Origin of the sequence: Saccharothrix sp. NPDC042600, from assembly GCF_040647305.1 — a bacterium.
Classification (GTDB): domain Bacteria; phylum Actinomycetota; class Actinomycetes; order Mycobacteriales; family Pseudonocardiaceae; genus Actinosynnema; species Actinosynnema mutabilis.
Genome location: NZ_JBEZBW010000058.1, coordinates 1 through 23550 on the forward strand (window position 1 = coordinate 1; position 23550 = coordinate 23550).

24 protein-coding genes and 1 tRNA gene are annotated in these 23550 nt (G+C 71.6%); 10 read left to right on the top strand and 15 right to left on the bottom strand.

The window, feature by feature from the left end:
- Positions 1–313: 313 nt before the first annotated feature.
- The 7 genes from AB0A74_RS27975 to AB0A74_RS28005 all read right to left on the bottom strand — a co-directional run bounded on the left by AB0A74_RS27975 (position 314) and on the right by AB0A74_RS28005 (position 8260).
- Positions 314–1453, bottom strand: a complete 1140-nt coding sequence (locus tag AB0A74_RS27975; protein ID WP_358253965.1) for a HAMP domain-containing sensor histidine kinase — start codon at positions 1451–1453, stop codon at positions 314–316.
- Complete coding sequence (locus AB0A74_RS27980; protein WP_358253967.1) at positions 1450–2124, bottom strand: response regulator transcription factor; 675 nt, start codon at positions 2122–2124, stop codon at positions 1450–1452. Before AB0A74_RS27980 ends, AB0A74_RS27975 begins: the two co-directional genes overlap by 4 nt.
- A gap of 60 nt (positions 2125–2184) precedes the next feature.
- Positions 2185–2820, bottom strand: a complete 636-nt coding sequence (locus tag AB0A74_RS27985; protein ID WP_358253969.1) for a slipin family protein — start codon at positions 2818–2820, stop codon at positions 2185–2187.
- 111 nt (positions 2821–2931) lie between these two features.
- A tRNA-Ser gene (locus tag AB0A74_RS27990) sits at positions 2932–2999 on the bottom strand.
- 64 nt (positions 3000–3063) lie between these two features.
- The gene (dxs, locus tag AB0A74_RS27995; protein ID WP_358253971.1) at positions 3064–4962 is read right to left on the bottom strand and encodes a 1-deoxy-D-xylulose-5-phosphate synthase; all 1899 of its coding nucleotides are present in this window, start codon (positions 4960–4962) and stop codon (positions 3064–3066) included.
- A 71-nt stretch (positions 4963–5033) separates the two neighbouring features.
- Positions 5034–6263 carry a class I SAM-dependent RNA methyltransferase gene (locus AB0A74_RS28000; RefSeq protein WP_358253973.1) on the bottom strand — a complete coding sequence of 410 codons (1230 nt, stop codon included), beginning with the start codon at positions 6261–6263 and terminating at the stop codon, positions 5034–5036.
- Positions 6260–8260, bottom strand: coding sequence for an APC family permease (locus tag AB0A74_RS28005; RefSeq protein ID WP_358253975.1), 2001 nt, complete (start codon positions 8258–8260; stop codon positions 6260–6262). The genes AB0A74_RS28000 and AB0A74_RS28005 overlap by 4 nt, the downstream gene beginning before the upstream one ends.
- An 83-nt stretch (positions 8261–8343) precedes the next feature.
- Between AB0A74_RS28005 and AB0A74_RS28010 the strand changes: the two genes are divergently transcribed.
- The 3 genes from AB0A74_RS28010 to AB0A74_RS28020 all read left to right on the top strand — a co-directional run bounded on the left by AB0A74_RS28010 (position 8344) and on the right by AB0A74_RS28020 (position 10833).
- On the top strand, positions 8344–9006 hold the full coding sequence (locus AB0A74_RS28010; protein WP_343936294.1) for a TrkA family potassium uptake protein: 663 nt from the start codon (positions 8344–8346) through the stop codon (positions 9004–9006).
- A 1-nt stretch (position 9007) separates the two neighbouring features.
- Entirely contained in the window at positions 9008–9664 is a 657-nt protein-coding gene (locus AB0A74_RS28015) for a TrkA family potassium uptake protein (RefSeq protein ID WP_358253977.1), read from the top strand.
- A gap of 530 nt (positions 9665–10194) precedes the next feature.
- Positions 10195–10833 carry a LysE family translocator gene (locus AB0A74_RS28020; protein WP_358253978.1) on the top strand — a complete coding sequence of 213 codons (639 nt, stop codon included), beginning with the start codon at positions 10195–10197 and terminating at the stop codon, positions 10831–10833.
- On the opposite strand, the gene AB0A74_RS28025 is transcribed toward AB0A74_RS28020, so the two are convergent.
- Positions 10830–11507: a DUF3159 domain-containing protein gene (locus AB0A74_RS28025; protein WP_343936290.1), complete on the bottom strand. Its 678-nt coding sequence runs from the start codon at positions 11505–11507 to the stop codon at positions 10830–10832. The two genes, AB0A74_RS28020 and AB0A74_RS28025, sit on opposite strands and share 4 nt — an antisense overlap.
- Positions 11504–11881, bottom strand: coding sequence for an OB-fold nucleic acid binding domain-containing protein (locus tag AB0A74_RS28030; protein WP_337728907.1), 378 nt, complete (start codon positions 11879–11881; stop codon positions 11504–11506). Before AB0A74_RS28030 ends, AB0A74_RS28025 begins: the two co-directional genes overlap by 4 nt.
- Before the next feature lie 110 nt (positions 11882–11991).
- Between AB0A74_RS28030 and AB0A74_RS28035 the strand changes: the two genes are divergently transcribed.
- Entirely contained in the window at positions 11992–12657 is a 666-nt protein-coding gene (locus tag AB0A74_RS28035; RefSeq protein WP_358253981.1) for an alpha/beta hydrolase, read from the top strand.
- Here AB0A74_RS28035 and AB0A74_RS28040 read toward each other — a convergent pair.
- The gene (locus AB0A74_RS28040; protein WP_358253982.1) at positions 12654–13277 is read right to left on the bottom strand and encodes a DUF3710 domain-containing protein; all 624 of its coding nucleotides are present in this window, start codon (positions 13275–13277) and stop codon (positions 12654–12656) included. The two genes, AB0A74_RS28035 and AB0A74_RS28040, sit on opposite strands and share 4 nt — an antisense overlap.
- Before the next feature lie 7 nt (positions 13278–13284).
- Complete coding sequence (gene dut / locus AB0A74_RS28045; protein ID WP_343936287.1) at positions 13285–13752, bottom strand: dUTP diphosphatase; 468 nt, start codon at positions 13750–13752, stop codon at positions 13285–13287.
- A gap of 24 nt (positions 13753–13776) precedes the next feature.
- On the opposite strand from dut, the gene AB0A74_RS28050 reads away from it, so the two are divergent.
- Positions 13777–14250 (top strand): DUF3093 domain-containing protein, encoded by a 474-nt coding sequence (locus AB0A74_RS28050; RefSeq protein WP_358253984.1) that lies wholly within the window; start codon positions 13777–13779, stop codon positions 14248–14250.
- Between the two features lie 160 nt (positions 14251–14410).
- On the opposite strand, the gene AB0A74_RS28055 is transcribed toward AB0A74_RS28050, so the two are convergent.
- The gene (locus AB0A74_RS28055; RefSeq protein WP_343936285.1) at positions 14411–14710 is read right to left on the bottom strand and encodes a DUF4193 domain-containing protein; all 300 of its coding nucleotides are present in this window, start codon (positions 14708–14710) and stop codon (positions 14411–14413) included.
- Between the two features lie 431 nt (positions 14711–15141).
- Between AB0A74_RS28055 and cei the strand changes: the two genes are divergently transcribed.
- Positions 15142–15876 carry an envelope integrity protein Cei gene (cei, locus tag AB0A74_RS28060; protein ID WP_358253986.1) on the top strand — a complete coding sequence of 245 codons (735 nt, stop codon included), beginning with the start codon at positions 15142–15144 and terminating at the stop codon, positions 15874–15876.
- 350 nt (positions 15877–16226) lie between these two features.
- Here cei and AB0A74_RS28065 read toward each other — a convergent pair whose 3' ends face one another.
- Positions 16227–17024, bottom strand: coding sequence for an inositol monophosphatase family protein (locus tag AB0A74_RS28065; RefSeq protein ID WP_358253987.1), 798 nt, complete (start codon positions 17022–17024; stop codon positions 16227–16229).
- Positions 17025–17120: 96 nt separating this feature from the next.
- On the opposite strand from AB0A74_RS28065, the gene ppgK reads away from it, so the two are divergent.
- The 4 genes from ppgK to AB0A74_RS28085 all read left to right on the top strand — a co-directional run bounded on the left by ppgK (position 17121) and on the right by AB0A74_RS28085 (position 20821).
- On the top strand, positions 17121–17882 hold the full coding sequence (ppgK, locus tag AB0A74_RS28070; RefSeq protein ID WP_358253988.1) for a polyphosphate--glucose phosphotransferase: 762 nt from the start codon (positions 17121–17123) through the stop codon (positions 17880–17882).
- Positions 17883–18081: 199 nt separating this feature from the next.
- Positions 18082–19389: an RNA polymerase sigma factor gene (locus AB0A74_RS28075; protein WP_358253990.1), complete on the top strand. Its 1308-nt coding sequence runs from the start codon at positions 18082–18084 to the stop codon at positions 19387–19389.
- Positions 19390–19474: 85 nt separating this feature from the next.
- Positions 19475–20239 (top strand): hypothetical protein, encoded by a 765-nt coding sequence (locus AB0A74_RS28080; RefSeq protein WP_358253992.1) that lies wholly within the window; start codon positions 19475–19477, stop codon positions 20237–20239.
- Between the two features lie 402 nt (positions 20240–20641).
- A complete protein-coding gene (locus AB0A74_RS28085) occupies positions 20642–20821 on the top strand; it encodes a hypothetical protein (RefSeq protein WP_015800348.1) in 180 nt (59 codons plus the stop codon).
- A 109-nt stretch (positions 20822–20930) separates the two neighbouring features.
- Here AB0A74_RS28085 and AB0A74_RS28090 read toward each other — a convergent pair whose 3' ends face one another.
- The gene (locus AB0A74_RS28090) at positions 20931–22103 is read right to left on the bottom strand and encodes an ROK family protein (protein ID WP_358253994.1); all 1173 of its coding nucleotides are present in this window, start codon (positions 22101–22103) and stop codon (positions 20931–20933) included.
- A gap of 1 nt (position 22104) precedes the next feature.
- Entirely contained in the window at positions 22105–23544 is a 1440-nt protein-coding gene (locus tag AB0A74_RS28095) for an ABC transporter permease (protein WP_358253996.1), read from the bottom strand.
- Between the last annotated feature and the right edge of the window lie 6 nt (positions 23545–23550).

The window sequence follows — 23550 nt, forward strand, 5'->3', positions numbered from 1 at the left end:
TGTCCAGTCAATCTCAAAGGAAACCTCTTGACGAGGTTCATAAATTTACTGGCTATTCGGCACGCTGTTGAGTTCTCAAAGAACACGCGCTCACCGTCACTCATCGCTTCTTGCGACTTGATCTGGGGCTGATGTTCGCCGCGCTCCGTTCCGGCTTCTTCGTTCCGGCCCGTTCCGCGCTGGCAGAGAGAAAGTTACACCCCGCCCAACGCGGAGACAAATCGGGGGTCCGGGGCCCGGTTCGCGCAGGTCAACCCCCGTGTACCCACCCGGAAACCGGATCATGTGTGACCGGGGCCACGCGAACGAGTTTTCAGCGGGGCGCGCACGGCAGGAAGACCGCCACCGACAGCCCGCCGCCGGGGATGGCGGACGCCTGCACGCGACCCTCGTGAGCTGCGACGGCGGCCCGCACGATGGACAGCCCCAGCCCCGTCCCCGTGCGCGCGGTCCGGTCGGCCACGCCCCGGCGGAACGGCTCGAACAGCTCCTCCACCCGGTCCGGCGCGATGACCGGCCCCGAGGAGGACACCCGCAGGGACGTCCACTCCGGCCCGCCCTCGGTGCGCACCTCGATCCACCCGCCGGGCACGTTGTGCCGCACGGCGTTCTCCAGCAGGTTGCCCGCGATCCGCTCCAGCAGGGCCGGGTCGCCGACGGCCGGCGCCGGCGCGGTCACGAACGACGCCCGCACCTGGCGTTCCCCGGCCTCCCCGCGCACGGCCTTCCACGCGGACTCGACCACGGCGTTCAGGTCCACCGGCTCCCGCACGGCCAACCCCAGCCCGTCCGTGCGCGCGAGCAGCAACAGAGCGCTCACCAGTTGCTCGGCCCGTTCGGTCGCCGACCGCACCACGGACGCCATGCGCCGCAACTCCTCCTCGTCCGCGTCGGGGTCGGAGAGGGTCACGTCCAGCTCGGTCCGGATCACCGACAGGGGCGTGCGGAGCTCGTGGGACGCGTTGGCGACGAACCGCCGCTGCGAGTCGAACGCGGCCTGCAGCCGGTCGAGCATCTCGTCGAACGTGTCGGCCAGCTCGGCGACCTCGTCGCGCGGGCCGGCCAGGCGCAGCCGCTCCCCCAGCGACTCGGCGGACAGCCGCCGGGCCGCGTCGGTGACGTCGTGCACGGGTTGCAGGACGCGGCCGGCGATGGTCCACGCGAGCAGCGCGGCGGCGGCCACCACGCACAGGAAGGCGATCGTCCCCGACCGCAGCACGTCGTCGCGCGCCTGTTGGCCCAGCGCGTCGGCGAGCACCCCGGAGTCCACCTCGACGCCGTCCACGACGACCGTGCTGCCCTCCGGGAACCGGGGCGAGGAGGCGACCACGCGGCCGACCAGCATCCAGCCCAGGAGCAGGAGCAGTCCGCTGACGAACGCGACGAGCCCGGTGGCGAGCAGGGTGAGCCGGGCGCGCAGTCCCGGCCCGCGGCGGCGCAGCGCCGGCGTCACTCAGGCAGGCCGGCGGTGGGCACGCGGTACCCGGAGCCGACGACCGTGTCGATGATGCCCGGCTCGCCGAGCTTCTTGCGCAGCGTCATGACGGTGACCCGGACGGTCGTGGTGAACGGGTCGGCGTTCTCGTCCCACACGCGTTCGAGCAGTTCCTCGCTGCTGACCACGGACCCCTTGGCGGCCAGCAACACCTCCAGCACGCCGAACTCCTTGCGGGTCAGCTCGACGGGCTGCCCGCCGCGCCGCACGGTGCGCCGGGCCGGGTCCAGCTCGACGTCGCGGGCGGTGAGCAGCGGCGGGGTGGCGGGGGTGGCGCGCCGGGCCAGGGCGCGCACCCGCGCGACCAGTTCGGGGAACGCGAAGGGCTTGGCCAGGTAGTCGTCCGCGCCGAGGGACAGGCCGGCGACGCGGTCGTCGATGCCGGCGCTGGCGGTGAGCATCATGACCCGGGTCAGCGCGCCGGAGCCGAGGATCTCCTTGCACAGCTCGTCGCCGGACATGCCGGGCAGGTCGCGGTCCAGCACGACGACGTCGTAGCGGGTGACGGTGACCTTCTCGTGGCCGGTCTCGCCGTCGTAGGCGACGTCCACGGCCATGCCTTCGCGCCGCAGGCCGCGCGCGATCGCGTCGGCCAGCGGCACCTCGTCCTCGACTACCAGGATGCGCACCTCACAAAGGTGCCACACATCCCTGAGAGGGTGCTTAGGACGGCCGTCGCCCCCACCGGCTCAGGAGGACGGCTGTTCGACCACGACGGTCTGGGCGGACTGGAGCGCGCGCAGCCGCAGCAGGGCCGGGTGGTCCTCGGCGAGGCGGGCGGCGTTGAGCAGCGACCGCATGGCGGCCGTCTCGCCGCGGGCCCGTTCGAGCGCCGCCTTGGCCTCCGCGCGCGCCACGATCTCGGCCAGTGCCGCCTTGCGCAGTTCGGGCGGCATGACGACGTCCCGCACGGCGACCGACGCGACCGCGACGCCCAACTGGGCCGCGCGGGCCTGGACCGCGGCGAAGACCTCCGCGCCGATGGCGTCGCGGTCCGGGTCCACCTGGTCGTGGGTGCGGCCCAGCACGGCGGAGCGCAGCGCGAGCTGGAAGACCAGGTGCAGCTCGTGCTCGGGGTTGGGCGCGGTCAGGACGAACGCCGTGGCGTCGGCGACCGCCCACGTGATCACGAGGGTCACGCGGACCAGGACGCCGTCGGCGGTCGGGATGTCCTGCCAGGCGGGGGTGTGGGAGCGGGGCCGGACGTCGACCCGCTGGACGAGGTCGCGGCGGGGGACGCGGTGCTCACCGGGGCCCAGTTCGCCCACCACGGAGCCCTTGCTGAAGTGCACGCCGCGTTCCCACGGCATGAGCGTGTGCTTCACGTCCCCTCCTCCCGAAGACGCTCGCGAACGCGGACCGCGACCCCGGCCGTGGGGTGTCGGGCGGGGGCCCGAAGCCCGCAGAGCCCTGCACCCGGTGCTCGGCCGGGGTCGCGGCGAGGTAAGGGAATCGAACCCCTGATTCGCGTTGACAGCGCGGTTACCAGTGCGCCCGGCTCGCCATCGCGGAACCCGGAGCGGCAGAGCCGTCCGGGCCACTGGCCGGGCGGAGGAAGGGTAACCGGCCTACTTCTCGACGGTCGCGTCGATTTCCTCCGGCTGGGAGGCGACGACCCACTCGGTGATGCGACGAGCCACGTCCTGAGCGGTCAGGCCCAGCTCGGCCAGGACTTCCGCGCGTTCGCCGTGCTGGTGGAACTCCTGCGGGATGCCCAGGTCGCGCAACGGGGTGTCCACGCCGGCGTCGCGCAGCGCGGCGGCCAGGGCCCAGCCGAAGCCGCCGTGCCGGCCGCCGTCCTCGACGGTCACCACGAGCCGGTGCCGGGCCGCCAGCGCCACCAGGTCCGGCGACACCGGGAACACCCAGCGCGGGTCCACCACGGTCACGCCGATGCCCTGGTCGGCCAGGCGCTGCGCGGCGGACACGCCCAGCCCGCCGAACGCGCCCACGGTCACCAGCAGCACGTCGTCACCGGAGCGGCTGAGCACGTCGACCGTGCCGACGCGCTCGACAGCGGGCAGGTCCTCGCCCACCGAGGCCTTCGGGTAGCGCACGACCGACGGCGCGTCGGAGATCGCGACCGCCTCGCGCAGCTCCTCGCGCAGCGTCGCCGCGTCGCGCGGGGCGGCCACGTGGATGCCGGGGACCAGGCCGCAGATCGACAGGTCCCACATGCCGTGGTGGGACGCGCCGTCGGGGCCGGTGATGCCGGAGCGGTCGAGCACGACGGTGACGCCCTGCTTGTGCATGGCGACGTCCATCAGCAGCTGGTCGAACGCCCGGTTGAGGAACGTGGCGTACACCGCGACCACCGGGTGCAGGCCGCCCATGGCCAGGCCCGCGGCCGAGGTCATGGCGTGCTGCTCGGCGATGCCGACGTCGAAGCACCGGTCCGGGTACAGGCCCGCGAACTTGTCCAGGCCCGTCGGGCCGCGCATGGCGGCCGTGATGGCGACCAGGTCGGAGCGCTCGCCGCCCAGCGCGGCCAGCTCGTCGGCGAACACGTGGGTCCACGTGCGCTTGGACGGGCCGACGTTCTCGCCGGTGATGGGGTCGATGACGCCGGTGGCGTGCATCTGGTCGGCCTCGTGGTTCTCGGCCGGGGCGAAGCCCATGCCCTTGCGGGTCACGGTGTGGACGATGACCGGGCCGCCGAAGGACTTGGCGCGGCGCAGCGCGGACTCCAGCGCCGGGAGGTCGTGCCCGTCGACCGGCCCGATGTACTTCATGCCCAGGTCCTCGAACATGGCCTGCGGGCTCAGCGCGTCCTTGATGCCGCGCTTGGCCGCGTGCAGGGCCGCGTAGAGGGGCTTGCCGACGATCGGGGCGCTCTGCAGGGCGTTCTTGCCGCGTTCCAGGGCCCGCTCGTAGCCGGGCTGCAGGCGCAGCGACGCCAGGTGGTCGGCCAGGCCGCCGATGGTGGGCGAGTAGGACCGGCCGTTGTCGTTGACCACGATCACCACGGGCCGGTCGGTGCCGGCGGCGATGTTGTTCAGCGCCTCCCAGCACATGCCGCCGGTCAGCGCGCCGTCGCCGACGACCGCGACGACGTGGCCGCCGCGACCGGTGAGCTGGAAGGCCTTGGCCAGGCCGTCGGCGTAGGACAGGGCCGTGGAGGCGTGGCTGTTCTCCTCGACGTCGTGCTCGCTCTCGGCGCGCGAGGGGTAGCCGGACAGGCCGCCCTTCTGGCGCAGCGAGTCGAACCCGGCGGCGCGGCCGGTGAGGATCTTGTGGACGTAGCTCTGGTGGCCGGTGTCGAACACCACGGGGTCGCGCGGCGAGTCGAACACCCGGTGCACGGCCATGGTCAGCTCGACCACGCCGAGGTTGGGCCCCAGGTGGCCGCCGGTCCGGGAGACCTTCTCGACCAGGAACCGCCGGATCTCCTCGGCGAGCCGCACCAGCTCGTCGTGCTCCAGCCGTTTCAGATCCGCCGGTCCGTGCACGGATTCCAGCAAGCCCACCGCTCCACCTCGCCTGTGGTTTCTCTCCCCGATCGTCCGGTCAGTCTACGGACCACTGGCTGAGACGGCGCTCAGCGAACGGGCTCCAGCAGCGCCACGCATTCGACGTGGTGCGTCATCGGGAACGCGTCGAACGCCCTGAGCTGGGTCAACTCGTAGCCGAGGTGTGAAAAGGACGCGATGTCGCGGGCGAGGGCCGCGGGGTCGCACGCGACGTAGACCACACGGGCGGGCCGGCTGCGGGCGATCGCGGTCACCACGCCGCGGCCGGCGCCCTTGCGCGGCGGGTCGAGCACGACCACGTCGGGCGGGAGGTCGGTGAAGTCGGGGGTCTCCAGGACCTGCTCGGTGCGGCCCGGGTACCAGGCGACCTGCGGCAGGTCGGACAGGTTGACCCGGCCGTCCTCGACCGCGCCGGTCGAGGACTCGACCACGGCCACCGAGCCGCTCTCGCCGACCTGCTCGGCCAGCACGGACGCGAACAGCCCGACCCCGCCGTAGAGGTCCCAGGCGCGGTCGCCGGGCCGGCAGTCGGCCCAGTCGCGGACCACGGCGGCGAGGGTGTCGGCGGCGGCCGGGTGGACCTGCCAGAAGCCGTCGGCGCGCAGGTTCCAGGCGCGGTGGGCGGCCAGTTCGGTGGCGGTGCCGCTGCCCGCGCGGCGCTTGGCCGGGCCGGGGACGGGCCGGACGCGCCGCACGACCGGCGGGCCGACCTCGGTCAGGTGCACCTGGCCGCCCGCGTCGCGGGTCACGACCAGCTCGGACCCGGGCGGCCAGGTGCGGCCGACGACCGGGTCCAGGGCGCCGGGGACGGCGATGACGCAGTGGTCCACGGGGACGACGTCGTGGCTGCGGTGGGCGCGGAAGCCGGGCCGGCCGTCGGGGGCGACCGCCATCCGCATCCGGGTGCGCCAGTCGGTGGGGCCGCCGGGCAGGTCCTCGACGATGACCTCCCAGTCGAGCTTGGCCAGCCGGTGCAGCTGCTCGCTGACCACGGCGGCCTTCAGCTCGCGCTGCGCCTCCCACGACGCGTGCTGCCAGTCGCAGCCGCCGCAGAGCCCGGGTCCGGAGAACGGGCACGGCGGTTCCACCCGATCGGGTGAAGCTTGGAGGACTTCGACGGCGTCGCCCCGGCAGAACGACCCGCCGGTGTCCTCGGTGATCCGCACGCGCACGCGCTCGCCCGGCAGGGCGTGCCGCACGAACACCACGCGGCCCTCGTGCCGGGCGACGCAGTGCCCGCCGTGGGCGACCGCGCCCACCTCGACCTCGATGAGCCGCTGCTTCCAGGTGGCCGTCACTTCTCGTTACCGCCGCGTTTGTCCAAGCCGCGCCGGATGGCTCCGGGCGCGATCACGTCCTTGTCGGTCACCTTGGACGACGACGCGAGCTGCCACGGCACGCTCGTCACCATCACCCCGGGTTGGAACAACAGTCTGCCCTTCAACCGCAGCGCGCTCTGGTTGTGGAGGAACTGCTCCCACCAGTGACCGACCACGTACTCCGGGATGAACACGGTCACCACGTCGCGCGGGTTGTCGGTGCGGACGCGCTTGACGTAGTCCAGCACCGGCTTGGTGATCTCCCGGTAGGGCGACTCGATGACCTTGAGCGGGACCTTGAAGTTCTCCTTCTCCCAGTCCGCGACCAGCCGGCGGGTGTCGGCGTCGTCCACGTTCACGGTGACCGCTTCGAGCACGTCGGGACGGGTGGCCTTGGCGTAGGCCAAGGCGCGCAGGGTTGGCATGTGCAGCTTGCTGACCAGCACCATCGCGTGGTTGCGGGCGGGGAGCAGCTTCTGCCGCTCCTGCTGGCGCAGCTCCTCGGCGACCCGGTCGTAGTGGCGGCGGATCGCGGTCATCAGGGCGTAGATGGCGGCCATCGCGGCGATGGCGATCCAGGCGCCCTTGGTGAACTTCGTGATGAGCACGACGATGAGCACCGAACCGGTCATGAACAGGCCGAACGCGTTGATGGCCTGCGAGCGGCGCATGCGGTTGCGGGCGACCGGGTCGGTCTCGGTCGAGAGGAGCCGGTTCCAGTGCCGGATCATGCCGGTCTGGCTCATCGTGAACGACACGAACACGCCCACGATGTAGAGCTGGATGAGCTTGGTGACCTCGGCGTCGAACGCGATGACCAGGATGACCGCGGCGGCGGCGAGGAAGACGATGCCGTTGCTGAACGCCAGCCGGTCGCCGCGGGTGTGCAGCTGGCGGGGCAGGTAGCGGTCCTGGGCGAGGATCGAGCCGAGCACCGGGAAGCCGTTGAACGCGGTGTTCGCGGCCAGGACCAGGATCAGCGCGGTGACCAGGGTGATGAAGAAGAACCCGGCCGGGAAGCCCTCGAACACCGCGTGGGCGATCTGGGCGACCATCGTCTTCTGCTCGTAGCCCTCGGGCGCGCCGACGAGCTGGTGACCGGGGTCCTCGGCCATCTTCACGCCGGTCATCTGGGCCAGGACGATCAGGCCCATCAGCATCGTGACGGCGATCAGGCCCATCATGAGCAGCGTGGTCGCCGCGTTGCGCGATTTCGGCTTGCGGAACGCCGGGACGCCGTTGGAGATGGCCTCGACGCCGGTCAGCGCCGCGCAGCCGGAGGAGAAGGCGCGCAGGACCAGGAACACGAACGCCAGGCCGAGCAGGTGGTCGTCCTCGGCGCGCAGCTCGAACCCGGCGCTCTCGGCGCGCATCTCGTCGCCCATGACCACGCCCCGGACCAGGCCGTAGCCGATCATGACCAGGATGCCGACCATGAACGCGTAGGTCGGGATGGCGAACGCCGCGCCCGACTCGCGGATGCCGCGCAGGTTGACGGCGGTGAGCAGGACGATCGCGGCGACGGCGAACTCCACCTTGTGGGTGGCGACGAACGGGACGGCCGAGCCGATGTTCGCCGCGGCGGAGGAGATCGAGACCGCGACGGTGAGGATGTAGTCGACCAGCAGGGCGCTGGCCACGGTGAGGCCGGCCCGCTGGCCGAGGTTGACCGTGGCGACCTCGTAGTCGCCGCCGCCGGACGGGTAGGCGTGGACGTTCTGGCGGTAGCTCGCGACCACGGTCAGCATGACGATGACGACGACGATCCCGACCCACGGGGCGAACGTGTAGGCGCTCAGCCCCGCGATCGACAGGACGAGGAAGATCTCCTCAGGCGCGTAGGCCACGGAGGACATGGCGTCCGAGGCGAACACCGGCAGCGCGATCCTCTTCGGCAGGAGCGTGTGGGCGAGACGGTCGCTCCGGAAGGGCCTGCCGACCAGGAGGCGCTTGGCCGCGGTTGCGAGCTTGGACACGGGTGCACAGCGTAAGGGGTCCTCCTCCCCTGGTCGGAGTAATCGTCGGTAGGTTCTTCCCAGGCGTCGTTCAGGAGGCTTTCGTGCACGTGGTGATCATGGGGTGCGGCCGGGTGGGATCCTCCCTGGCCAAGGCCCTGGAACGCCTGGACCACCAGGTCGCGGTGATCGACAAGGACCCCCAGTCCTTCCGGCGGCTGGGCGCGGACTTCCACGGCCAGCAGGTCGTCGGCAACGGGTTCGACCAGAAGGTGCTCATCGAGGCGGGCATCGAGCGGGCGGGCGCGTTCGCGGCGGTGTCCAGCGGCGACAACTCGAACATCATCTCGGCCCGGGTGGCGCGGGAGACGTTCGGCGTGGACGCCGTGGTCGCCCGCATCTACGACGAGAAGCGCGCGGCGGTGTACGAGCGCCTGGGCATCCCGACCGTGGCGACGGTGCCGTGGACCACGGACCGGTTCCTGCGGATGTTGCTGCCCGAGGGCGCGGCGACGGCGTGGCGCGACCCGTCCGGCGCGGTGGCCGTGCTGCCGCTGGAGCTGGACGAGGGCTGGGTGGGCCACTCGGTGCGCTCGTTCCAGGAGGCGACCGGGTGCCGGGTGGCGTTCATCATGCGCTTCGGGACGGGCGTGCTGCCGGAGTCAAAGACGGTGCTGCAGGCCGACGACGTCGTGTACGTGGCCGCGCTGTCCGGCACGGTGACCGACGTGGCCGCCGCGGCGGCCCACGCCCCTGAGGAGGCCTGACGTGCGGATCGCGATCGCTGGGGCGGGTGCCGTCGGCCGGTCCATCGCGGCGGAGCTGGTGGCCGACGGCCACCAGGTGATGCTGATCGAACGGGACCGGAACCACTTCGAGCCGCACACCGTGGAGCAGGCGGAGTGGGTGCAGGCGGACGCCTGCGAGCTGTCGTCGCTGGAAGACGCCGGGATGCAGCTGTGCGACGTGGTCATCGCGGCGACCGGGGACGACAAGGTCAACCTGGTGGTGTCGCTGCTGGCCAAGACCGAGTTCGCGGTGCGCCGGGTGGTGGCGCGGGTCAACGACCCGAGCAACGAGTGGCTGTTCACCGAGTCGTGGGGCGTGGACGTGGCGGTCTCGACGCCGCGGATCCTGTCGGCGCTGGTCGAGGAGGCGGTGACGGTAGGCGACGTGGTGCGGCTGCTGACCCTGCGCCAGGGCCAGGCGAACCTGGTGGAAATCACCCTGCCGGAGGACACCCCGTTGGCCGGGTCGCCGGTGAACTCCCTGGCCCTGCCACGGGACGCGGCGTTGGTGACGATCCTGCGGGGCGGGCGCGTGATCGTGCCGACGCCGGACGACACGTTGGAGGGTGGGGACGAACTGCTGTTCGTCGCCGCGGCCGACGTGGAACGCGAGATCCGGTCCGCTCTGGGTTACTAGGGCGCCGAAGGCGCTTCCTTTGGGCTAATTAGCCCAGGGGAGGGGCCTCGTGTCCCCCACCGTATGACCTGCCCGAAGGGCTACCACACTTTTCGGGGGTCGGGCCAAAAAGTTTTTGCGAGGAACGAGCAAAAAGTTTTTCGACCGACCCCCGAAAAGTGTGGTTGGCTCCGCCAGGTCATGCGGTGGGGGACACGACGCCCTTCCCCCCACTGGAGGCCTCCTCAGCCGCTTTTGATCTTGAGAGCGCGGAGCGCGTTCGAGCTTGCGAGCGCGGAGCGCGTTGCGTGAGGACCCGCGAAGCGAGGGCTTGAGAGCGTCAGCGTCAAGTTCAAAGATCAAAAGAGCCTCGCCGGCGGGCGAGCCACCAAAGATGACACAACTGCCAAAGCGGGGGCTTCTTGCTTGTGTCCCCTTCGGTGGACTGCCCGCTTGGCGGCTTTGCCGCTGTGGGCGCTGCGCGCCTGGGAGGGGTTCTGGGGGTGGAAACTTGGGTGTGGTTGTGCTGGTGGGGCACTTAGCATGCCGGCATGGTGTCCACTGACCGGTTGCTTGCCTTTGCGGCGATGTCGTTCCTGTTGATCATCATTCCCGGGCCCAGCGTGCTGTTCGTTGTCGGACGGGCGTTGGCGCAGGGGAAGCGGGCTGCGCTCATGAGCGTTTTCGGGAACACCCTCGGGGCTTATGCGCTGGTCGTCGCGGTGGCGTTGGGGGTGGGCGCGGTCGTTGAGCGGTCGGTGGTGGTGTTCACCGTGCTCAAGCTTGTTGGGGCCGCTTACCTCGTCTACCTCGGGGTCAAGGCGTTCCGGGAGCGTGGCGCGATGGTGGCCTCGTTCGACGGCGGGGGCGTCGTGAGGGGCGCTTGGCGGACGCTCTGGGAAGGGTTCGCGGTCGGGGTGGCCAATCCCAAGACGATCGTGTTCTTCGCCGCCGTGCTGCCGCAGTTCGTGGACCGGGCTCAGGGGCACGTCGTGGCGCAGATGCTGCTGCTGGGGCTCGTGTTCAACGTGATCGCCGTGGTGTCCGACAGCGTGTGGGGACTGGCCGCGGCGACCGCGCGGGGGTGGTTCGCGCGGTCGCCCAGGCGGCTTTCGCTGGTCGGGGGCACGGGTGGGCTGGCCATGATCGGGCTCGGCGTCACCGTGGCCGTCACCGGGCGCAAGGACTAGTCGTACTGGGAACGGAGCCGCTCCTCGGCGGCTCTGTTCTCCTCTTCCTCCTCGGCCTGGGCGGCCTTGAGGCGCTTGTCCGAACGGCGGACGGCCCAGACGGTCGCCACCAGGGCCACGGCCATCAGCGGGTAGCCCATGGCCAGCTTCGCGGCGGCGAGCCAGCCCACCGAGGCCTCGTCGTAGAGCCAGCGCTGGACGACGAACCGCGAGCCGAACACCAGCGCCCAGACGAGCGTGGCGATGTCGTAGTCGCGGACCGAAGCCTTGTCCTTGCGCCACGCCGTGCCCTGGCCGTTGAGGAAGCTCCAGATGACACCGGCCAGGGGCCAGCGGACCACGATCGAGGCCACGAAGACGCCCGCGTAGACCAGGCTCTGCCAGATGCCGAACAGGAAGAAGCCCTTGGCGTCACCGGTCCGGTAGGCGATGAAGGCGGCGATGCCGACGCCGAACACCGCGGACACGGCCGGCTGGACGCTGCCCTTGCGCATGGCGAGCACGATGCCGATGACCACGGCCGACCCCAGCGCGCTCCAGATCGCGGGCATGAGCCCCGCGAAGGCGTTCACCAGGACGAAGACCACCACCGGCAACGACGAGAACAGCAAGCCGCTGACCCCGCCCATCTGCTCCAGGAGGGTCGGCTGCTTCTCTGATTCGGTTGAGGTCATGAAGCGGTCTGCAGCTCGTAGTAGGGGTTGTAGAGCACCTTGCGCCCGTCACGGACGGCGATGCGCCCACGGGCCTTGATGGTCCGGCCCGGCTCGATGCCGGCGATCCGCCGCCGGCCCAGCCAGACGAGGGTCACGCCCTCGGTGCCGTCGTACAGCTCGGCCTCCAGCGTCGCGGCGGCGTCCCGGGGGCACAGCTCGACGGTGCGCAGCCGGCCGAGCACGGTCACCTCCTGGCCGGACTTGCAGTCGCACGCCCGGACGGCGCCGATCTCCACGGCTTTTCGCGAGAGGTCGTCGGCGTCCAGCTCGCTCACGTCGGTGGTCAGCCGACGCACGAGGCGGCGCCAGTAGCCGCCCCCAGTTCCAGTCATCCCCGACTCCTGGGTGCTCCTCCGGTGGACCTCGACTATGAGGCCCGTACGAGGCCAGGGTAACCGGGTCCACCCGACCGGGTATCCGACTGGGGGAGGATGTTCACGCCATGACGCCCGCCACCGCTGTCCTCCTCCCCGGCACGGCCTCCGACGAGGTGTTCGTGCGTTCCGTGTTCGCCCGGCCACTGGCCGCCGCGGGCCTCGCGCTCGTCGCGCCCGAGTCGCGGTCGGTGCAGGAGCACTTCGCCGCGCTGGACGCCGCGTACGACGGGGAACCGCTGGTCGTCGGGGGTGTGTCGCTGGGTGCGCACATCGCGGCGGTGTGGGCGGTGCGCAACCCGTCGCGGTGCGCGGGGGTGTTGGCGGCGCTGCCCGCGTGGACCGGGCGGCCGGACGGCGCGCCGGCGGCGTTGGCGGCCTCGGCGAGCGCGGCGGTGGTGGCGGCGGAAGGCGTGCACGCGGCGGTCGCCGGCGTGGACGGCTGGGTCGGCGACGAGCTGCGGCGGGCGTGGCCGCGCTACGGGGCGGCGTTGCCCGCGGTGCTGCGGGAAGCGGCGGTGTTGAAGGCGCCCACCGTGGCGGAGTTGCGGGGGTTGGACGTGCCGGTCGGGGTGGCCGCGTGCACCGACGACCCGGTCCACCCGTTCGAGGTAGCCCGGAAGTGGGTGTCGTCGTTGCCGCGGGCCGCCCTGCGGACGACCACGCTGGCCGAGGTCGGCGCGGACCGGGAAGCCCTGGGCCGCGCCGCCCTCGACGCCCTGCGGAACGCCTAGCCCTGCTGCTGCTGGGCCGCGATGTGCCGGGCGATGGCCTCCGGCAGCTCGATCGGCAGCGGCGTGCGCACCGGCATCGGCTGCTCGCCGCGCACCACCACGGTGTGCTTGACCAGCTCGTACAGCGCGTACCCGGCCTGCTCGGCCTGCTGCTCGGACGGGGCCGCCGCCACGCCGCGCAGCATCCAGCGCGGGCCGTCGACGCCGACGAAGCGCAGGTGCACCTCGTTGTTGCGGGCGGTGATCTCCTCGCCCCACTGGCCGTTCTCGCGGTTGATGCGGAACCCGTCGCCCTTGAGCTGGGCGATCAGCTCCGCGCCGACCTCCGGCCACAGCTTGTCCGTCTTCGGCGCGGCGAACGCGCTGATGGTGAGCTGGCCGACCGGGGTGAGCAGGTGCACCGCGCGCACCGCGCCCGCCTGGTCCATCTCCACCTGCAACTGCGCGCCCTCCGGGACGGGCAACAGGACCGAGCCGAGGTCCAGCCGGTTCAGGCCGTCGTCGGGGGCGTGCTCGGAGTCGTACGGGCCGACCTCCGGGATGTCGAGGTCCACCTCGACCTCGGGCGCCGTCCCCCGGTTCGCGGAGTGCCTACCGCGCTTGCGGCGCTTTCCGAACATCTCGCCCTCACCCCTCCGTCCGGGCGAGCACCTCGTGCCCGCCTGTAGAGCCGTAGCCGCCCGCGCCCCGCGCCGAGTCGGGCAGCTGTTCGACCTCGCGGAACACGGCGTGCTCCACCTTCTGCACCACCAACTGGGCGATCCGGTCGCCGCGCGTGAGCACCACCGGCTCGCGCAGGTCGTGGTTGACCAGGCAGACCTTGATCTCGCCCCGGTAGCCCGCGTCGATCGTGCCGGGCGTGTTGACCACGCTGAGCCCGACCCGGGCGGCCAGCCCGCTGCGCGGGTGCACGAACCCCGCGTACCCCTCGGGCAGCGCGATCGCGACGCCGGTGCCGACCACGGCCCGCTCCCCCGGTTCGATCACCACGTCGGTGGTCGTCACGAGGTCGGCGCCCGCGTCGCCGGGTCTGGCGTACGACGGGAGCGGCACGGAGGGATCGAGCCGGGACAGCAGGACCTCGACGCTGGGCACGGCGCGCGAGACTACCCTGGACGCGTGAGCGAGAGTGCTGTGACCGTCCCGATCACCTTCCGGGAGCGGTTGACCGTGCCCTGGTGGGGTTGGCCGCTGCCGCTGGCCGCGGCGGTGCTGTTGGCCGCCGAGATCCACATGGGCTTCCCCGGCGTGCGGTCGTGGCTGCCGTACGTGGTGACCGTGCCGCTGGCGTTGCTGCTGCTGTGGCGGATGGGCTCGCTCAAGGTCGAGGTGTCCGGCGGCGAGCTGCGGGTCGGCGAGGCGCACGTGCCGGTGGCGCTGCTCGGCGCGGTCGAGGTGTTCGACGCGAAGACCAAGCGCAAGGCGATGGGGCCGCACCTGGACCCGGCGGCGTTCGTCGCGCACCGCGGGTGGGTGGGTCCGGTGGTGAAGGTGGTCCTGGAGGACCCGGCCGACCCGACGCCGTACTGGCTGTTCAGCGTCAAGTCGCCGGAGAAGCTGGTGGCCGCGTTGACGGCGGCGAAGTCCGCCTGAAAGAGAGCCTGATGAGACGCGAGTTCCGCTCGCGTCCGTCTCCGGGAACGCGTCTGGGCGCCACCCCGGCGGTTGGGGTGAGCGCCCAGGAACGGGTCGTGGTGCTCGATCCGGTCGGCTGTCCGCGCTGGTCAGGCCAGTCGCGGCAGGGTTCCCGGGCTCAGGCGCAGTCGCGGCAGATGTACTGCCCGCCGACTTCCTCGGCCAGGCGGCTGCGGTGGTGCACCAGGAAGCACTTCGAGCAGGTGAACTCGTCGGCCTGCTTGGGCAGCACCTTGAAGGTCAGCTCCTCACCGGACAGGTCGGCGCCCGGCAGCTCGAAGTTCTCGGCGGACGCGTCCTCGTCGATGTCGACGACCCCGGACTGCGTCTCGTTGCGCCGCGCCTTCAACTCCTCCAGGGAGTCCTCAGCGAGTTCGTCAGCCTCGCTGCGACGCGGTGCGTCGTAGTCGGTCGCCATTGTCTTTTCACCCCTGCGGTCTACGGAGACTGTTCGTGTCGCTGGTTAACGCACCAGCGCCCCTGTTTGTGCCCTCCGTCCCCAGTGACGGAGGTCTCGCCCGCGCGGCCGGGCGCCAACCCCCTGTACGTCGACGCATCAGGCTGTCCGGGAGCGCGCGGAGCGCCGAGAGGGTAGCTCATTGATCGGGTGGGCGTGCAGCGGGTTCCCCCTAATTGAGCAGACGGGTGAGAGGCCCTCGACTGCCAGGCCCGATAGGCTTGCAACGGGTCTTGCCCACCCGTGCCGGCCGTGTTGCGATGCCTCCGAGCGCCGTTGACCGTCCGCTACCGGGTGATTGCGGGGCGCTACGCGGGAGCCCGGGACGCGGATCGCGGCGGGGCGGAATAGCCTGATCACCAACAGCACTACGCCAGGGGAGGTCGGCGGACGTGGGACCCGGGTCGGGGAGCAGCGGGTCGTCGCGGTACCGGAGGCGGCGGCCGTGGCCCGCCATCGTGCTGTTCCTGGTGCTGGCGGTCACCGCCGTGGTGGTGTGGAACCGCGTGCTGGCCGACGCGGGCGACGTGGACGCGGCCATCAAGTGCAACTCGCCGGGCAGCGCGCCCTCGTCGTCGGCGGCCGCTCCGGTCCCCGGTGGAGCGCCCGCGCCCGAACCACCGCAGCCCGCGCCCGCGCTGGGCACGGTCCTGTCCCACGACGCCCTGGACCGCACCGACCCGGTGCCGGTCGGCGACGTGAAGTTCCGCGTGGTCAACGCGAGCACCCAGCGCAACCAGGCGCGGTTCGTGGCGACGACGCTGACCGAACTGGGCCTGCAACAGGCCGCGGAACCCGGCAACGACCCGCTGTACCCGGCGCAGGACATGACGTGCCGCGGCCAGATCCGCTTCGGCGCGCCGGGTGCCGGGGCGGCGCGGACGCTGAGCCTGATCGCGCCGTGCCTGGAGCTGGTGCGCGACGAGCGCCAGGACGCGACGGTGGACGTGGCGATCGGCAAGAAGTTCGGCGAGGTCAAGCCCAACCAGGACGCGCGGCGGGTGCTGGACCAGCTGACGACGTGGGCCGAGCAGTACCCGGACCGGCAGGGCGGCCAGGTGGCCGAGATCCCGCCGCCGTCGGTCAACCCGGACCACCTCAAGGGCGCACGCGACGTCCACTGCTGAGGCCGGGCCGCGGCTGAGGCACCGCGCGCCGGGCTCTCGCGGGTGGCGCTGGCGACGCCGGGCACCAGCGACGGCGGGCGCGGGGCACCAGCGACGGCGGGCGCGGGGCAACGGCGCGCGGGCGATCGTTTCCCGGCCCGGTGATTCTCGGCAGGTTCGTCGGATCGTTGAACAATCCGACGAACCTACGACCCGCCCGGTCGGACCGCCCGCGGGGTGGCACCTCCCCCGCACGGGGCTCGTTCTCCCCCGCGCGGGCGGTTTTCGGCAGGTTGGTCGGATCGTTCAACAACTTCCGCGAGGGACGTGGGGATTGAGGAATGCGGGGATTGTTGAACGATCCTCTCGGGTCAGACCTTGCTGAAGCCGTGTTCGACCAGGGCCGCGAAGAGGGCGTCGGCGATGCCCGGCGCGGCGGCGAACGTCGCGTCCGCGCCCAGTTCCGGAGTTTCACCCGGTAGGTACACGACCGCACCCGCCTCCCGCGCCACCAACGCGCCACCGGCCCAGTCCCACCGGCCCAGGGTGTGCTCGGCGTACGCGTCCAACCGACCCGCCGCCACCGCGCACAGGTCCAGCGACGCCGCCCCGGCCCGCCGGATGTCCCGCACGACCGTCGCCATCGACGCCCACGTCTCCGCCTGCCGCTTGCGCCGGTCCGCCCGGTAGGCGAACCCGTACCCGAGCAGCGTCAGGTCCAGCCGCGTCTGGGCGGACACCGCCAGCCGCCGCCCGTCCAACCACGCCCCGCCGCCCTGCCACGCCGTCCACACCCGCCCGCCGGCCGGCTCCACCACGGCCGCCGCCACGGACACCCCGTCCACCTGCGCCGCGATGGACACCGAGTAGTGGGGAATGCCGTACAGGTAGTTCACCGTGCCGTCGATCGGGTCCACGACCCAGGTCAGCCCCTCGACCTCGTCGCCGCCCTCCTCCTCGCCCACCACCGGCTCACCGGGCCGCAGCTCCGCCAGTCGCCGCCGCACGAGCCGCTCGGACGCCCGGTCGGCGGCCGTGACCACGTCGGTGATGCTGCTCTTCGTGTCGAAATCGGACACGGCGGCGGCCCGCATCGACTGCACGAGGTCGCCCGCCTCGCGCCCGACCTGCACCGCGACGTCGACCAATGCGCCTGGATCCAACGGCAAGGTGTTCCTCCTGCGTCACTCTCACGGGACTATCGGGGAAGTCCAGGCTAAGGTCTGCGGCCACGGTTACTGAATCGAGTAGGAAGGGCCACGGGGATGGGCATGACCCGCGGGTTCGGCGTGGACATCGGCGGTTCGGGCATCAAGGGCGGCCTGGTGGACCTGGAGGCGGGCGCGCTGGACGGTGAGCGCCTGCGCATCGTGACGCCGCAGCCCTCGACGCCCGACGCGGTCGCCGACGTGGTCGCCGAGATCGTCGAGAAGTTCGGCTGGGACGGCCCCGTGGGTGTCACCCTCCCGTGCGTCGTCAAGAAGGGTGTCGCGCACACCGCCGCGAACGTCGACAAGGCGTGGATCGGCACGGACGCGGCCGAGCTGTTCGCCCGGCGCCTCGGGAAGCCGAAGGAGGAGGTCGTCGTGCTCAACGACGCCGACGCCGCCGGCATCGCCGAGATGCGCTTCGGCTCCGGGCAGGGCAAGGACGGCCTGGTCGTCCTGCTGACGTTCGGCACGGGCATCGGCAGCGCCCTGTTCGTCGACGGCGAGCTGATCCCCAACACCGAGTTCGGCCACCTGGAGGTCGACGGGCACGACGCGGAGAAGCGCGCCGCCGCCTCGGTGAAGGAGGACAAGGGCCTGAGCTGGGCGGAGTGGGCGCCGCGGGTGTCGCGGTACCTGAACGTGCTGGAGGACCTCATCTGGCCCGACCTGGTGATCGCGGGCGGCGGGGTCAGCAAGAAGGCGGAGAAGTGGCTGCCGCTGCTGGAGGTCCGCACCGAGGTCGTCGCGGCGGCGCTGAAGAACGACGCGGGCATCGTCGGCGCGGCCGTGGCCGCCACGCACGGTCTCCGACACTGAACCATTCGCGTTCGTTCTAGCTGCGGAAACGCGTGTCGATGCGCATCTGATGCGGGTGATGCGCATCTGCGCGCGATTCTCGTCGTTACAATGGAACGGTGCCCCGCCGACGAACATCCGGCGGGCTCTCCCCCGTACTCCGGCGACCGAGGTTCGCGCCCTTCGGTTTGCCTTGATCGACAGTCGCGAAAGGGCGTACGTGGCAGCCGCGAAGACGACTCAGGCAGCTAAGGCTGACGCCGAGGAGACGCCCAAGGCCACCTCGGCGAGGAAGGCCCCGGCCAAGAAGCCGGCGGCGAAGACCGCCGCGGCGGGCAAGACGGCCACGCGGGCGCCGCGCAAGACGGCCGCCAAGGCCGGCGCCGCCGCGCCGGCGAAGGCGAAGAAGCCCGGCGAGGGCGACGAGCCCGAAGACCTCGAAGCCCTGCCGGGTGACGAGGACCTGGTCGACGACGTCGAACTGATCGACGAGCCCGTCGAGGACGAGCCGGCCGAGGAGGAGGCCAAGCCGGGCGAGGGCGACTTCGTCTGGGACGAGGAGGAGTCCGAGGCCCTGCGGCAGGCCCGCAAGGACGCGGAGCTCACCGCGTCGGCCGACTCCGTCCGCGCCTACCTCAAGCAGATCGGCAAGGTCGCCCTGCTCAACGCGGAGGAGGAGGTCGAGCTCGCCAAGCGCATCGAGGCCGGCCTCTACGCCGCCGAGCGGGTCCGCCGCGCCGAGGAGGAGAGCGAGAAGCTCACCCCGCAGCTGCGCCGCGACCTGCGGTGGATCGTGCGGGACGGCGAGCGCGCCAAGAACCACCTGTTGGAGGCCAACCTCCGCCTGGTGGTGTCGCTGGCCAAGCGCTACACCGGCCGCGGCATGGCGTTCCTCGACCTGATCCAGGAGGGCAACCTGGGTCTGATCCGCGCGGTCGAGAAGTTCGACTACACCAAGGGCTACAAGTTCTCGACCTACGCGACGTGGTGGATCCGCCAGGCCATCACCCGCGCGATGGCCGACCAGGCGCGCACCATCCGCATCCCGGTGCACATGGTCGAGGTCATCAACAAGCTCGGCCGCATCCAGCGCGAGCTGCTCCAGGACCTGGGCCGCGAGCCCACGCCGGAGGAGCTGGCCAAGGAGATGGACATCACCCCGGAGAAGGTGCTGGAGATCCAGCAGTACGCCCGGGAGCCCATCTCGCTGGACCAGACGATCGGCGACGAGGGCGACAGCCAGCTCGGTGACTTCATCGAGGACTCGGAGGCCGTGGTGGCCGTGGACGCGGTGTCGTTCACGCTGCTCCAGGACCAGCTCCAGTCCGTGCTGGCGACGCTGTCCGAGCGCGAGGCGGGCGTGGTCCGGCTGCGCTTCGGCCTGACCGACGGCCAGCCGCGCACGCTGGACGAGATCGGCCAGGTCTACGGGGTGACGCGGGAGCGCATCCGGCAGATCGAGTCGAAGACGATGTCGAAGCTCCGCCACCCGTCGCGCTCGCAGGTGCTGCGCGACTACCTGGACTGAGCTTCCGCGACACGGCGAACGCCGGTGGCCCTTCGGGGTCACCGGCGTTTTCCTTTTCGGAGGACCCGCACTCCGGGAGGCCGCCGTGAAACCCAAATACGCTCCGCTGACGGACCGCTTGGCCGCGCTCGCCGATGAGGGTCGGGAGGTCGTCGACATGGCGTTCGCCGACATCGCTGGACTGGTGCGCGGAGGCCTGCCACCGGGCGCCTACGACACGCGGCAGTGGTGGGCGAACAGCACGCTGTCCCAGGCGCGGGCGTGGCGGGCCGCCGATTGGCACGTGGCTGCGGTCGACTTCAGTCGGCAGCGGGTCCGGTTCGAGCGCGGGCGGGACGGTCGGGCGTACACCCGCCGGGCCGCCGTCGAGCCGCCGGTGCGGTTGGAGGCCGAGCCGGACATGCCCGAGGTGGACGTGCGGGTTCGGACGACATGGCGGCGCGCGGGTGAGGTCGCGCTGGATGGGGGTGGCGGTCTCCTGTTCCCGCCGGTGCCGCCGCGTCCCGGGCTGTACCGGCTCACGTTCTCCGGCATGCCGAGCCAGGAGCGGCCGGCTGTCTACGTCGGTGAGAGCGGCGACCTCCGCGGTCGGTTCCGCCTCTACCGGACGCCCGGTCCCACACAGCAAACCAACGTCCGGCTCAACGATGAGATGATCAACCACCTCCGCGCGGGCGGGCGGGTCGTGGTGGCGGTGGCCACCGAGGCGGAGGTCGAGGTGTTCGGGGAGGTCCGCCCGTTGTCCTTCCGGCGGAAGTCGGCTCGGGTCGCGGCTGAGCACGCCGCGCTCGCCGGGCTCTACCTCGACGGCTCGCGGGAGGTGGTCAACCGCGATCCGGAGGTTGGTTGACGGCCGGTGAATCGGACACCGGGCGTCCGGATCGTGGAATACCAGGCTCTGTTCGCTCTCGGCTGACCAAAGTGTTACCCGTCACAGCAAGGAGCATTCCGGGCCCACCGTTCGGAGCAGCGGACGTGCGTCCGTTGTCGTATTCGCAGGTCCGAAAGCGTTGGCGTGACAGCGGAACGTGAGCGGTTCCCCTGGCGAACCGGTGGAAGTTCCGCGTTCGAACGTCCTGGTGTCCGGGTAAATGACGAGTGACGCGGGTCGCCACGACCTCGGGAACACTGACTTACGCCCGTGCGTCTGCAAGAGTGGAAGCAGCGAGCACGACGCACCCGCCAGATGCGGAGTGGTCGCAGCTAGGTGTGAGGGCACCGAACCACGGTGCCGGGACGGAGGGAGATTTCCATGACTACCACGCTCACCCGCCCCGCTTTGACCGCTGCCGACCGCTGCGACCGCTGCGGGGCTGCTGCCCAGGTGCGCGCCGTGCTCCCGTCCGGGGGCGAGTTGCTGTTCTGCGGGCACCACGCCCGCGAGCACAGCACGAAGCTGCGCGAACTCGCTGCTGAACTGCAGCAGGGCTGATCACGGCGGGCCCGCGGCCCGCCAGCACCCTAGCCGTCCGGGGCGGGGATCCGATCATCGGATCCCCGCCCCCCTGCATGTGCGCGAACCGACACGCCCGACCCCGGGGTCAGACCTCGGACAGGACGGGCTCGAAAGCCAGCTCCGCGGCGCCCAACAGCTTCGCGTCCCGGCCCAGCGGCGAGGACAGGATGCGGGTCCCGCCGACGGCGCGGCTGACCAGGGAGCGCTTCTGCACCACCCCGCGCACCTCGTCCACCACCTGGTCGGGCAACGCGGTGAACAGGTCGCCCAGGACCACCAGTTCCGGCCCCAGCATGTTGACCACGGTGACCAGCCCCATCGCCAGCCACTCGGTGAACTCGCCCAACCGGTGCGCCACGGCCTCCGGCGACGCCGCCAACGACCGCAGCTCCGCCACGACGGCACCGCGCGGCGCGTCCTCGGGCAGCGCCAGCGCCCGGCACAGCGCCGCCTCCCCCACCTCGGTCTCCCAGCACCCCTGGCAGCCGCAGTAGCACCGCCGCCCGCCGGGCCGCACGACCATGTGCCCCAGCTCGCCGACGTACCCGCCGGTGCCCCGCAACGGCATCCCGGACGAGATCACGCCGCCGCCGACACCCACGTCCGCGGAGATGTAGACCATGTCCGACGACCCGCGGGCCGCGCCGCGCACGTGCTCGGCCAGCGCGCCCAGCTCGGCGTCGTTGCCGACCTGGACGGGCACCTTCAGCACCGCCGACAGCCGCGACCCCAGGGCCACGTCCGTCCAGTGCAGGTTGGGGGCCTCGTGCACGAGACCGTCCGACCGCCGCACCACACCCGGCACGGACACGCCCACCCCGACCGGCACCACGTCCAGCTCGTCGGCCAGCAGCTTGGCGGAGTCGGCGATGTGCGTGATCACCTCACCGGGGTCGCGGGACCGGTGGTGCAGGTTCCACGAGTCGCGCCCGAGGATGTCGCCGCCCAGCCCGACGAACGCCATCGCCACCTGCTCGACGCGGACGTCGATGGCCATCACGACCGCGGCGTGCGGTTGCGGCAGCACCAGCAGTGACGGCCGCCCGGCGCCGGAGCGCTGGGCGGGGACGCGTTCGGCCACCACGCCGGACTCGGCCAGCCCGTCCACCAGGGCCTTGATCGTGCTGCGGTTGAGCCCGAGCTCGGCCGCGAGCGACGCCCTGGTGGACGGTCCGTCCACGTGCAGCTTGCGCAACAGCGCGGTGCGGTTGTGCCTGCGGACCTCGTCGGGCCGGGCACCGGCGGTGGGGGTGCTCACGTCAGCGCGGTGCGACCGCCGCCCGGCGACGGGACAGCGCGTCGACGCTGGCGGCCAGCAGCAACACCAGGCCGGTCACGATGTAGACGACGGCGGCGGGCTGGTCGAGCAGGCCCATGCCGTTGTTGATGGTCGCGATCACCGCCGCGCCGATCACGGCGTCCCGCATGCGGCCCTTGCCGCCGAACAGCGAGGTGCCGCCGATCACGGCCGCGCCGACCGACAGCAGCAGGGTGTTGCCGCCACCGGCGTTCGGGTCGACCGAGCCGACCTTGGACGAGTACACGATCGCGCCGATCGCCGCGGCCGAGGAGCAGATCACGAACACGCTCATGCGGATCTGCGCCACGTTGATGCCCGCGCGGTTCGCGGCTTCCTTGTTGCCGCCCACGGCGTACACGTGCCGGCCGTAGCGGGTGCGCTCCAGCACGAACGTGCCGACCACCAGCAGCGCCAGCACGATGGGCACCACGTACGGCACGCCCGTGATCACCACGACGGAGGTCTGGGACCGGTTGAGCGTCAGCAGGTAGGTGCCGACCGCGCCGAGCAGCACGACCGCGCCGACCTTGGTCAGCACCAGCGGGGTGGGAGGAGCGACCAGACCCTTGCGCAGCCTGGAGAAATGCCTGCCGAGCACGACGGCAGCATAACCGCCGACCGCGATCACGAAGAGCGCCCAGGAACCGGTGGTGGACAGGTTGCCGTTGGTGACCTTGAACAGCACGTCGTTGTTCAGGCCGAGCACGCCGCCCTGGCCGATGAACTGGAGCACGACACCGCTCCACGCGAGGAACAGCGCCAGCGTCACCACGAACGACGGGATGCCGACCTTGGCGACGAGGAAGCCGGTGATGCAGCCGATGGCGGTGCCCACGCAGATCGCCAGCAGCATCTCGACCCACGGGTTGGCCGGGACGCCGATCAGCGCGATGACCAGCGCGACGACGGAGAGCGCGGCGCCCGCCCAGATCCGCATCAGCACGGCGAGGACGGCACCGAGCGCCAGCAGCGCGCAGAAGGTGTAGAAGACCGTGTCGCCCATGCCGCCGAGCAGGTTGCCGCCCTTGTTCAGGTGCAGCGCCATGACCGCGGCGCACACGCCGGACGCGGTGCCGGCGGACAGGTCGATCTCGCCGAGCAGCAGCACGAACACCAGGCCCATCGCGATGATGGTGATGCTCGCGCCCTGCTGGAGGAGGTTCGCGATGTTGCCCAGGGTCAGGAACGTCTCGTCGAGCGAGCTGAACACGACGAGCAGCACGAGCAGGCCCAGGAGGGCGGGCAGCGGGCCGAGTTCACCGCCGCGCAGGCGGGCGGTGTAGTCGCGCACCGCCTCGCCGGTCGAGCGGGACGTGGTGTCGATGCCGAAGTCCGAGATCGCGCCCGCGGCCGGGGGCGGGGTGTCCTGGGACGACGTCTCGCTGGTGGTGTTGGTCATGCCGGG